The sequence below is a fragment of the Methylobacterium sp. Gmos3 genome, assembly GCF_056430985.1.
In genome coordinates this window covers 36,935-48,173 of the sequence record NZ_JBWJYL010000016.1, presented here as the reverse complement: position 1 = coordinate 48,173, position 11,239 = coordinate 36,935, and the positions used below count along the sequence as shown (strand labels likewise).

Here is an 11,239-nt window from a genome sequence, read left to right as displayed (position 1 = left end):
TCTGGGAGACGATCCACAAAGCCTTCACGCGCTTCTCGCCCGAGGAGTGCCGCAACTACTTCACCGCGGCCGGCTACGAGGATGATGCTTATGCTTCAAGCTGATCGGGACCCGCTCTAGGCCGTAGCGGCCGAGCGCCTCGCGGTCCGGCGTGATGTCAAGGAAGTACCCGCCGATGACGCGCTCGGCGTAGGCGCTCGACGTGCCCGGCACGTTCCGCAGGACGGCCTCGACCCGGCGGGCGACACTCTCCATCCCCTTCAGGTCGGTGCCCAGCACCTTGATGCCGACCGGCGTGCGGATGCCGGTCGAGAGCATGTCGATGCGGGCCCGGATCGGCTGGGTCCAGGCGTTCGACACGCCCGGGAACTGCAGCGCGCGGTCCATCTCGGCCTTGAGGCTCGCCACCGTCACACCCGGGCGCCACTCGGACTGCGGCTTCAGGGCGATGACCGTCTCGAACATCTCCATGGGTGCGGGATCGGTGGCGGTGTTGGCGCGGCCGGCCTTGCCGTAGACCGAGGCGACCTCCGGGAAGGACTTGATGATCCGGTCCTGGGTCGCCAGGAGCTCGCCGGCCTTGGTCACGGAGATGCCCGGGAGGGTGGTGGGCATGTAGAGCAGCGTGCCCTCGTTGAGGTCGGGCATGAACTCTGAGCCGAGCTGCCGGGCCGGCCAGGCCGTGGCTGCCAGCACGCCAAGGGCGACCAGGATGGTCAGGACCCGCGCCCGCAGCACGCCGGCGATGAGCGGCCGGTACGCCCAGATGAGGAGCCGGTTCAGCGGGTTTCGGCGCTCCGGGACGATCCGGCCCCGCACGAACAGCACCATCAGCGCCGGCACTAGGGTCACCGACAGGATCGCGGCCGCCGCCATGGCGAAGGTCTTGGTGAAGGCGAGCGGCCCAAACAGCCGGCCCTCCTGGCTCTCAAGGGTGAAGATGGGCAGGAACGAGACCGTGATGATCAGGAGCGAGAAGAACAGGGACGGGCCGACCTCGGCCGCCGCCTCCATGAGGATCTCGACCTGGGACTTGCCCGGCGGCGCCCGCTCCAGGTGCTTGTGTGCGTTCTCGATCATGACGATGGCGGCGTCGATCATGGCGCCGACCGCGATGGCGATGCCGCCCAGGCTCATGATGTTCGCGCCGATTCCGAGCGCCTTCATGCCCGCGAACGCCATCAGGATGCCGACCGGCAGCATCAGGATGGCCACCAGCGCGCTGCGCACGTGCAGCAGGAACACGATGCAGACTAGGGAGACGACGACGCTCTCCTCCACCAGCGTGTGCCGCAGGGTGTCGATGGCCGCGTCGATCAACTGCGAGCGGTCGTAGACCGGCAGGATCTCCGTGCCGGCGGGAAGGCTCCTGGCGACCTCCGCGAGCTTCGCCTTCACCCCCTCGATGACGGTCAGGGCATTGGCCCCGAAGCGCTGGAGCACGATGCCGCCGGCGACCTCGCCCTCGCCGTTCATCTCGGTGATGCCGCGACGCTCGTCCGGCCCGAGCTCGACCCGCGCGACGTCCCGCACCCGCAGCGGCGTGCCGCCCGCGGTCTTCAGGACGATGTCCTCGATGTCGACGACGCTCCGCAGGTAGCCCCGCCCGCGCACCATGAACTCGAACTCGGACAGCTCGACCGTGCGGCCGCCGACGTCGGCGTTGCTCGACCGGATCGCGTCCCGGAGCTTGTTGAGGGAGATCCCCTGCGCCCGGAGGCGGTTCGGGTCGACCACGACGTTGTACTGCTTCACGAAGCCGCCGACGCCCGCGACCTCGGCCACGCCCTCGGCCCGGGAGGCGCCGAATCGGATGACCCAGTCCTGGATCGAGCGCAGTTCGGCGAGCGTCCGCTCACGCGCCACCACGACGTACTGATAGACCCAGCCCACCCCGGTCGCGTCGGGTCCGAGCGTCGGCGTCACCCCGGTCGGCAGGCGGCTCGCCGCCGCGTTAAGGTATTCGAGCACGCGCGAGCGGCCCCAGTAGGGGTCGGTGCCGTCCTCGAAGATGACGTAGACGAAGGACACTCCGAAAAACGAGAAGCCGCGCACGACCTTCGCCTTCGGCACCGTCAGCATGGCGGTGGTCAGCGGGTAGGTGACCTGGTCCTCGACCACCTGGGGGGCCTGCCCCGGATACTCGGTGTAGACGATGGCCTGCACGTCCGAGAGGTCGGGGATGGCGTCGAGCGGCAGGGTCCGCAGCGCCAGGACCCCGGCCGCGACCGCGAACACGGTTCCGACCAGCACCAGGACGAGGTTGCGGGCCGACCAGCCGATGAGGCGCGCGATCATGGCGTCGCCCCCGCGGTGGCGGCCTGGCGGTCGTCCTTGGGGTCCGCGATGGCCTGCAGCGCCGCCTTCAGGTTGCTCTCGGCGTCGATCAGGAAGTTCGCGGCCGTCACCACGCTGTCACCGGCCGCGATGCCGTCGCGGATCTCGGTGTAGCCGCCGCCGCGCACGCCCACCTTCACGGCCTTGGGCTCGAAGCGACCCTGGCCCCGGTCGATCAGCACGACTTGGCGCTCGCCGGTGTCGATGACCGCATCGTCGGGCACGGCCACGACCGGCTTGGCGTCCCCCGTCGCGATCTCGACGTCGGCGTACATGTCGGGCAGGAGCGTGCCGTCCGGGTTCGGGAGCTCGATCCGCATCCGCGTGACCCGGGTCTCCGGGTTCACCTGCGGGTAGATCACCCCGACCTTGCCGGAGAAGGTCCGGCCCGGGGCCGAGCGCAGGCGGACCGTGGCGGCCTGTCCGACGCGGACGTTGGCGAGATCGCGCTCGGGGACGTCCGCCAGCACCCACATCGTCGCGATGTCGCCGATGCGGAACAGGGTGTCCCCGGCAGCTGCCTTCATGCCCTCGATGGCTGTCCGCTGCAGGACGATGCCGTCCCGGGGCGTGGACCAGGTGATGGCCATCGGCACCTTCCGGGTGCGCTCCATCTCGTCGATGACGGCCTCGGAGACGTTCAGGTTCTGCAGCCGTCGCCGGGCCCCGTCGAAGCCGGGATTGGCGATGAGCTGGGCGGCCGCGGCGTTGATCTCGGGCGAGTAGACATGGACCAGGGCCTGTCCCTTGCGGACGTGGTCGCCGGTGGTGACGTTTTCCACGTGGTCGACGTAGGCGTCGGACCGGGTCGCGATGACGATCACGCGCCGCTCGTCGAGGGCGACGGTGCCGGGCACCCGCACGGGCCGGGCGACGACCCGGCGCTCCACGGCCTCGGTCCGAACGCCGGTGCGCTGGACCTTGCCGGGCGAGACGGTCACGCCATTGCCGTCGGTGTCCTCGCCCTCGTAGACGGGGATGTAGTCCATCCCCATCGAGTCCTTCTTCGGGGTGGCCGAGGTGTCCGGCAGCCCCATCGGGTTGCGGTAGTAGCGGATGCGCCGGGCGGACGCGGCGGGCTTCGGGGCCGGAGCCTTGGCCATGTCGTGCGAGGCCATCCCTTGCCCAGCCATGTCGGTCGGGCGAGCCTCGTCCTCCTCCTCCGGCATGTCGAAGCGCGTGTCCTCGCTGGCGCGGACGGCGCGAAACTCGCGGCCGTCGTCGGTGGCCATCGGCGAGAGCGAGTAGACGGGCTTCCCGTCCGGGTCCCGGTAGTAGACCACCGGCCCGGTCGCCTTGGCGGGCGCCGGTGCTTGGGCGGACGCCGAGACGGACGGAGCCCACTTGGCGAGCTCCGTCCGGGCACGCTCGACGAGCGCCGGCACGGGATCGGTCCCGTGCCCCGCGACGTAGCCGGCGCCCCCCGCCGCAAGCGCGGCGAGGGTCCCGGCAAACCAGGGCGCCCGGCTCACTTGACGGCCTGGAAGACGAGTTTGTCCTCGACGGTGCCGGTCTCGCCCTGCACCTTGGCCCCGAGCGACAGGCGCCAGCCGCCGGCCATCGTCAGCTTCGCCTTGAAGCGGTAGACGCCCGGCTCGGTCGTGGGGAGCTGCTCGATCTTCGAGGTCATCTCGTCCATGCTGTCCGGGGCCATGTCGATGCGCTTGGCGAAGATCACGGCGTCGGGCACGGGCTTGCCGCTGCGCTTGTCGAGAAGGCGCACCGAGAGGACGGCCTCACCAACCTTGGCCTCCTGCTGGACGAGTTGGAAGTGGTAGTCCTTGATGTCCGCAAATGCGGACGAGGTCAGGGCCGGCGCCGACAGGACGGTGCCGAGCACCGCCGCCGAGAGCGGGTGCGCGAATGGGCTTTTGATCACGGGTCTCATCTCCTGAACGCGACGGTCGCCGGCGCGCGGACGCGCGGCGTCGTGCCGGCGCTCACGCCGGCGGCATCGGGTTCAGGCTCGGGGAGGTTCGGGCAGCGGTGTCCCGTTGACGCTGGCGAGGGATGCCGGCGCAGGCCAAGCCATGCTCGCGCGCGACCCGACGGGCGCCGGGAGGACGACCGCCGTGGGCAGGAGCGAGGCGACGGTGGCGAGGCAGAGCGCCATGAGTGGGCAGCCCTTGGCGCAGTCGGGCTTGGCCGCCTTCTCGTGCGGGCAGCAAGGCATGTCGCCCATGGCCATGTCCGCCATGCCGACGTTCCCGGAGGCGTCGTCGGCCGTGTCCATGTCGGGCATCGCGTGCCCGTGATGGTCGTGGACGGCCGCCGACATCTTGGCGTGCATGCCCGCGGTGGCCGCGGGAGCGGTCACCGGCGTCAGGGCGAGACTGAGAACCGCCAGGAGCGGAAGCAGCCGCCGGAGGGCGAGCCAGAGGTTCACGCAGCCAGGATGGCAAATTCCGAGCCGGGACGGAAGGGTGTCCCTGTCTTTTCACGAGCTGTGCGAGGACAAACTCGGTCAGCCTTGAGTGAGGATTGTCAGGTCCCAGAGCAAGTCGGCCGGGTGACCGGCCGCATGGCTGGCGCCGTGGCGCCTCAATAGGTCAACGTGGCTCGGACGCCGACGACCGTGGCGTTCTTGATCCGCTGTCCGGACGCGTCTCGCGGATCCGGGATGTTTCCGCCTGGATGGAAGACGTACTGCAGGTTCGGCTGCACCGTGACGCCCGGTCCCAGGACCGCCTGGTACGTCGCCTCGACGAGCGCCTCGAACCGGCGGCGCGGCATCGCGAAGCCCGTCTCCAAGATGGTGTCCCGGTCGGCCCCCCGGGCCGACGGCGAGATGCGCGCGTAGGACACGGCCACGCCGGCGGTGTCGTTATTGCGGTCCGGCAGCAGCCCCCGGTAACCGATGCCCGCGTCGAGGTAGAGGTCGACCAGGTTGCGGTCGCCGGGCGAGCCCACAACGCGTACGAACACGCTCGCGCCCTCGTCATTCCTGTCGGGCTCTCGGTACACGGTCTGGTCAATGATCCCGTAGAGGCCGTCGTTGCCTCGGAATCGTCGCGCGATGCCGGTCGTCGACGGATCTGCGAGGGAGCGACCCGTGTTGTCGACCTTCAACGAGTCGAACCGGCCGAAATGGTGCCAGCCTCCGAGTGTCACCGTGCCGGGCTCGTTCAGGACCTGGCCGGACCGGTCCCGCTCCTCGAAATTGTAGGCATAGGCGGCTTCCGCGATCAGGAACGGTGGATCCGAGAGCCGGAAGTTCGTCCCGGTTCGGTCACGTCGCTGCGGGTCCGCGTCGTTCCACGGTAGGGCCGGCCCTGCTGGATCGCCGTCGAACAGCCCGACCTGGAACGACAGGTTCGGGGTCGGGAGATATTTGGCCCGAACCGCCGGGGCGCCGAACGGATAGGCCGGTCCGCCGCTCGGCAGGTTCGTGCCGGCGATGGTCGGCCAGCCAAACGTCGAGTTGATGAACAGCGTCGCGGTCTGGCTGACCAGGAACTCGGTGTCGGCTGCGACCTGTCCGAGCTTGATGCCGAGCTGGCCGTCGAAGAATTGCTGCTCGACCCATAGCTCGTACAGGCGCGTCGAGGGTAGCGCCTCCAGTTCGCTCACTACCGCAAGGTCGTTCACGGCAGCCCGGGACAGCCCGGCGCCGTTGATCTGGAAGGCCTCGACCCGGAACGCCAAACCCTTCCATCCCGCAAGTCGGTCGAGGTCGGCATCGAGCTGCATGTCGAGACGACCGGTGACCGTGGCTGTCCGGCGCGTGCCTCCGTTCGTGTCGCCGAGGATGTCGGCGATGGCGTTGAAGCTGAGGACAACGCCGCGGTCAGAGAGGAAGCGGCGCAGGCCGGTCGGGTCCGCCGCGTCGCCCAGCGTCGCCTGGATGGAGGTCGTGGCGACGGCCGACGGCTTGCCCGAGACCTCGGGCTGGGCGACCGAGGTGCGCGGGTCGCCGCCGGCGCCGGCGTTCGCGCCCTGCGCCCGGCCGTCGGACGGCATCAGGCATGCGAGCGAGACGCCAGCGACGGCGGCGCGGGCCAGGGATGCCGTCCGTGGCCGTGCGGTGCCCGGGTCGCGCGGGCCGGGAACCGCGCCATCCGTCAGGACGCCCGTCATTCGCGGGGCGCCCGGATGCCGAGGATGCGGATGCCCCAGTAGGCGAGCACGGCGGAGCCGAGCGAGAGCAGCAGCACGACGAGCGTCCCGTGAGGGTCGTCGGCGAGGGGCAGGCCCTTGGTGTTGACCCCGAAGAAGCCGGTGATGAACGTCGGCGGCAGGAACAGCGCCGTGAGCACCGACAGCGTGTAGAGCTGGCGGTTCGACTGCTCGGCCACGCGCGCCGCGAGCTCCTCCTGCAGGAGCCGGCTGCGCTCCGCAATCAGGTTCATGTCACGGTCGAGGGCGTCGAGGCGCTGCGCGATGCGGGCCGCCGCCGTCATGGCCTGGGGAGACAGGTCCTGGGTGGCGCCATCGATTTCCAGCCGATGGAACACGGCACACAGCCCGAGGAGCTGACGGTGCAGGCGCACCGCGTCGCGGCGGATCGGGCCCAGGCGCCTGCGGTCGCCGCGCACGCGCTCGTCGAGGATGTGATCCTCGATGCCATCGACCTCGTCCGAGAGTTTCCCGCCCGAGGCGGCGATGGAGGCGATGACGTAGCCGATCAACGTCTCCAGCAGCAGGATCGGCGAGTTTATGCGAGCCCCGCTCGCCGCGGCCGCACGGGTGGCCTCCGGGCTCTCGACCGGGCGCCGGCGCCCGCTGACGAGGGAGCGTGGCCCCATGACGAAATGCAGCCTGCCGGTGACGTCGTCCTGTTCGGTGCCGTCCGCGACGCGGCTGAGGTCGGCCACGACCCCACCGATGTAATTGCCCTCGACCGTGACCCGCTGGTGCTCATCCGGACCGAAGGCAGACGCAGCCAACCGCTGCGGGCCGAGCCGACCCTGGTCGATGGCCACATCGAGTTCTGCCCCGCCCAAGTCGAAGTGCAGCCAGAGGAAACCGTCACCGAACGCGCCGAGATCCGGGAGGTCGACGGCCGCGTCGACGATATGCCCGCAGCCGTCCGCATCGAAGCGCATCGCCCAGAGCAGGCCTGGTGGCCGGTCCGCCCGGAGCCCCGTCCCGTCCTGGAGCGTGGGCGACCTCATCCGCGTCGGGACCTCTGACGACAAAAGCACATCTCCCGAAAGGCGGCGCTCAGCCGACGGACCGACCCACGATAGACGCAAGGTGTTCGTGCCCGATACCCTGCCAGCCGAGCCAGCCGGTGTAGAGGCCGGTCGCCTTCTGGGCATCGCCCTTGAGTTCCTGGGCGTGGCCCTCGGCCTTCAGCTTGTCGTTGCCCGTCGCGTTGCATATGCCCTGCTTCACGTTGCCGACGGCCTAGTTGGCCAGGCCCTTGATCTTGTCGGTGGTGCTGCTCACGGCGCTTCTCCCAAACCATGACCGGGATCGGTCGAGGTGCGCAGGAACGGGCGGGGGACAGTTCCCGTTCCTGGATGGCCAACACGGCCGCGCGAGGGAGCTCCCGATCCGATGACCGGCGGGATGCGTTTCCCCGCGACACGTCCCGCCCGCCGCGACAAGGATGCCGACATGCCTTTCCGCATGACCAGCCCGGACCGTCGCCAAATCCTGCGCGCCGGCGGGGTTGCCGCGCTGGGTCTCGCGCTACCGCCGACTGCCGCCCGCGCGTCGGACGGACCGGCCGATCACACCATAAGGATCGCGCCGGTCTCGCACGAGATCGCACCAGGCAAGATCATCAGGACGACCGCCTATAACGGCACGGTGCCGGGACCGGCGCTGCGCCTAAAGGAGGGCAAGCCGGTCCGCATCAACGTCGTCAACGACGGCGGCTATCGCGACCTCGTCCACTGGCACGGGCTGTTCCTGCCGCCGGACCAGGACGGCGCGACCGAGGAAGGGTCGCCCATCATCGCGCCGGGCGGGTCGCTGGTCTACGCGTTCACGCCGAAGCCCTCGGGCACGCGATGGTACCACAGCCACGCCATGGCCATGGAAGACCTGACGAAGAGCACCTACTCGGGCGAGTTCGGCTTCCTGATCGTGGAGCCGGCGGCGGGCGACCCCGGCCGCTACGACCGCGAGGTGCTCCTGGCCTCCCACACCTGGGAGGGCCACTGGGTCAGCATGCAGGACATGCGGAAGGGGCCGCCGCCGGATAACGGCCTGGAGGCGATGTACCGCTCGGCGACGCTGGGCGACCGGATGCTCGGCCACGGCGAGCCGGTGCGGGTCCGCGAGGGCGAGCGGGTGCTGTTCCGCTTCCTCAACGCCAACGCCAGCATGGGCATCTCCCTATCGTTGCCGGGCCACCGCTTCCAGGTCATCGCGCTCGACGGCAACCCCGTTCCGGTGCAGGCAGCGGTCGAGGTGCTCAAGCTCGACGTGGCGGAACGCGCCGACGTCATCGTGGAGATGAACAACCCCGGCGTCTGGGTGCTCGGCTCGACCAAGGACGACGAGCGCGGCATGGGCATGGGCGTCGTCGTCGAGTACGCCAACCGCGGCGGCGAACCGCAATGGCAGAAGCCCCAGCGGGACGACTGGCGTTATGCCGCCTTCGCCCGGGCCGAGGCGGCCGCCGCGCCGGACGAGACCATCGCCCTGAGGTTCGAGAAGGTCCCCGGGGGCCGCGGCGGCTACAACCGCTGGACGATCAACGGCAAGTCCTGGCCGGACACGAACCCGCTGTTCACGGTGCGGCAGAGCAAGCGCTATCGCCTCGTGATGGACAACCACAGCGGCGACGAGCACCCGGTGCACATCCATCGTCACACATTCGAGGTGACCAAGGTCGGCGACCAGGCTATGTCGGGGCTGATGAAGGATACGATCAGCATGCCGCGTTACTCGACGGCGGAGATCGACCTCGTCGCAAACGATCCCGGCGCGACCTTCTTCCATTGCCATCACCAGGACCACATGGACGAGGGCTTCGCGGGGCTAATCCGCTACGCTTGAACCCGGCGGGTCTGGTCGGGGCGCGAGCGGCGCGCACGAATGCGCCGGTCGACGAAGCCACCCGTGGCAGGCATTGCCGTCCCGTCGGGACCACCGTCGACATGGTCGCGAGCTAGCAAGCGGCCTCCCGGCCGTTCGCGGCGCCCACCCAGGCGGGCGTCAGGTCTTCGGCACCTCCATGCCGCGCTTGACCGCCGGACGTTCGCCGACCCGCTTTAGCCAGCCGGTCACGTTCGGCACGGCGTCGACCGTGCCTTTGAGCGGCTCCCTCAGAAAGGACGTCGCCGCCAGCGTCCAGGCGTAGCAGGCGATATCCGCGACGGAGTAGTCCGCCCCCGCGAGGTAGGGTTCCTGGCCGAGGCGCCGGTCCATGACCCGCAGCAGACGGTCGGCCTCCTCGGTGAACCGCTTGATGGCCAGCGGCGCCTTCTCGTCCGAGCGGACCGCGAAGAAACCGAGTTGGCCCAGCATCGGGCCGAGGCCGCCGATCTGCCAGTGCAGCCATTCGAGCGCCTTGTAGCGGGCCGGGCCCGAGGGCGCGAGGAATCGGCCGGTCCTCTCGGCGAGATAGGTGAGGATCGCACCGCTCTCGAACACCGAAAGGGGTCCACCCTCCGCCTCGTCGTCCACGATGGCCGGGATCTTGTTGTTGGGCGAGACCTTCAGGAAGTCCGGGGCGAACTGCTCGTCCTTGCCGATGTCCACCGGCACGACCGTGTACGGCAGGACGCACTCCTCCAGCATGATCGGGATCTTGCGACCGTTCGGGGTCGCCCACGTGTAGAGGGTGATCATGGCGCGTTCCTCGCGGTCCGAGGGAGCGGGTCGTCCCCCGGTTGGGATCTAGGGCGAACGGGGAGGAACGCGACGGCGATCGCGCGTCCGTCCGGCCGGCCTGACGCCGCTCCAGCCCCGCCGGAACTTCCCGGCCGTTCCGGTCGATGAGGTGCCGCTCCTCGTGGGCGGGCCTCATGCTCCCCGCGGCCCCCGGATGGGCATGCGGCGCAGGATGCCATCGAGCCGGATCCTTTCAGGGCGGCCGGACATCGAAGGCGCCGCGTCGGCTCCCGGCATCCGACGTCTACGCGACGCCTTGGCCCGACACGCGTGGCAGCCCTCAATTTATCGTCGGGCATCGAGCGAGGCCACGGCTTCGCCTTTCCAGACGATGCCGAACCCGGCCTGCTCGACGGCCTCCGTGACGACCGCCTTCCAGTCCGCGAGCGGACGGTGCTCCGCCTTGGCGAAGACGAGCTCGCAGATCCGGGTGACGCTTCCGACCGACGCAGCGCCCCGCTCCGCCCAATGCCGGTTCAGGGGCACCAGGGCGGCGTCGTAGAGCCGTGCCCGTTCGTCCATGGCCAGGAGGTCGAGGCGCATGTCCTCGATTTCGGCGGGACCGATCATCTCCGGGATTCCTCATGCTGTATCGGCCGGTCCGTGCGCGGACCGGCAAGTGCGCGGCATGCTACGGGAGGGCGCCGATCATGCCCTTGGCCTCGGTCATTGTGTTCTCGCAGGCCCGCTGGTCCCCCCGGCGGTCCTCCGCGCCGGCGCGGGCGATCAGGGTTCGTGCGGCGGCGACGTGGTCGGCGGTGGAGACCGTGTCGGGGTCGCTCGGCGCATCCAAACGTACCGTCGTCACGCCGCGGGGCGAGCCCGTTCGGAGAGTATGCCCTGCCTGCAGACCCGTGATCCGGACGGCGCCCGCGCTGTCGAGGCGGCGTTCGATGGTTCCGATCTGCTCTGCGCAGGAGGAGGCCAGAGCCGGGAGCGGCGACAGCGCGAGGATCACGGTCGCGAGGTTGGGGGCGATGCGCATCAGGAGGACCTTCGTGGAGGCAGCGCAGCGACCCCGCCCCGGCAGGCGGTCGATCCGACGCCGTCCCCCGATCGTCGATGCGAGGGTAGCGCCTATCCAACCGTGGAGTTCGGTATATGTTGCACT

At 69.8% G+C, this 11,239-nt stretch carries 9 protein-coding genes and 3 pseudogenes; 2 read left to right on the top strand and 10 right to left on the bottom strand.

The window, feature by feature from the left end; all coding sequences use genetic code 11:
* Window positions 1-104 (top strand): annotated as a pseudogene (locus tag ACS5Q7_RS23615) (IS630 family transposase); the annotation flags it as partial.
* Window positions 105-117: 13 nt separating this feature from the next.
* Here the strand turns inward: ACS5Q7_RS23615 and ACS5Q7_RS23610 are convergent.
* The 7 genes and pseudogenes from ACS5Q7_RS23610 to ACS5Q7_RS23580 form a co-directional block, all read right to left on the bottom strand.
* Window positions 118-2,298 (bottom strand): annotated as a pseudogene (locus ACS5Q7_RS23610) (efflux RND transporter permease subunit); the annotation flags it as partial.
* Window positions 2,295-3,809, bottom strand: a complete 1,515-nt coding sequence (locus tag ACS5Q7_RS23605) for an efflux RND transporter periplasmic adaptor subunit (protein WP_478341706.1) — start codon at window positions 3,807-3,809, stop codon at window positions 2,295-2,297. The pseudogene ACS5Q7_RS23610 and the gene ACS5Q7_RS23605, both read right to left, overlap by 4 nt.
* Window positions 3,806-4,216, bottom strand: a complete 411-nt coding sequence (locus ACS5Q7_RS23600; protein ID WP_478341705.1) for a FixH family protein — start codon at window positions 4,214-4,216, stop codon at window positions 3,806-3,808. The genes ACS5Q7_RS23605 and ACS5Q7_RS23600 overlap by 4 nt, the downstream gene beginning before the upstream one ends.
* An 81-nt stretch (window positions 4,217-4,297) precedes the next feature.
* Window positions 4,298-4,723: a hypothetical protein gene (locus tag ACS5Q7_RS23595; RefSeq protein WP_478341704.1), complete on the bottom strand. Its 426-nt coding sequence runs from the start codon at window positions 4,721-4,723 to the stop codon at window positions 4,298-4,300.
* A gap of 155 nt (window positions 4,724-4,878) precedes the next feature.
* Complete coding sequence (locus ACS5Q7_RS23590; protein WP_478341703.1) at window positions 4,879-6,414, bottom strand: carbohydrate porin; 1,536 nt, start codon at window positions 6,412-6,414, stop codon at window positions 4,879-4,881.
* Window positions 6,411-7,451: a CorA family divalent cation transporter gene (locus tag ACS5Q7_RS23585; protein WP_478341702.1), complete on the bottom strand. Its 1,041-nt coding sequence runs from the start codon at window positions 7,449-7,451 to the stop codon at window positions 6,411-6,413. Before ACS5Q7_RS23585 ends, ACS5Q7_RS23590 begins: the two co-directional genes overlap by 4 nt.
* 49 nt (window positions 7,452-7,500) lie before the next feature.
* Window positions 7,501-7,728 (bottom strand): annotated as a pseudogene (locus tag ACS5Q7_RS23580) (CsbD family protein).
* A gap of 171 nt (window positions 7,729-7,899) precedes the next feature.
* Here ACS5Q7_RS23580 and ACS5Q7_RS23575 point away from each other — a divergent pair.
* Window positions 7,900-9,291: a multicopper oxidase family protein gene (locus tag ACS5Q7_RS23575; RefSeq protein WP_478341701.1), complete on the top strand. Its 1,392-nt coding sequence runs from the start codon at window positions 7,900-7,902 to the stop codon at window positions 9,289-9,291.
* Between the two features lie 159 nt (window positions 9,292-9,450).
* Here the strand turns inward: ACS5Q7_RS23575 and ACS5Q7_RS23570 are convergent, their stop codons facing one another.
* The 3 genes from ACS5Q7_RS23570 to ACS5Q7_RS23560 form a co-directional block, all read right to left on the bottom strand.
* Entirely contained in the window at window positions 9,451-10,086 is a 636-nt protein-coding gene (locus ACS5Q7_RS23570; RefSeq protein ID WP_478341700.1) for a glutathione S-transferase N-terminal domain-containing protein, read from the bottom strand.
* Between the two features lie 327 nt (window positions 10,087-10,413).
* Window positions 10,414-10,698: a hypothetical protein gene (locus ACS5Q7_RS23565; protein WP_478341699.1), complete on the bottom strand. Its 285-nt coding sequence runs from the start codon at window positions 10,696-10,698 to the stop codon at window positions 10,414-10,416.
* Between the two features lie 61 nt (window positions 10,699-10,759).
* A complete protein-coding gene (locus tag ACS5Q7_RS23560; RefSeq protein ID WP_478341698.1) occupies window positions 10,760-11,113 on the bottom strand; it encodes a hypothetical protein in 354 nt (117 codons plus the stop codon).
* Window positions 11,114-11,239 lie beyond the last annotated feature (126 nt).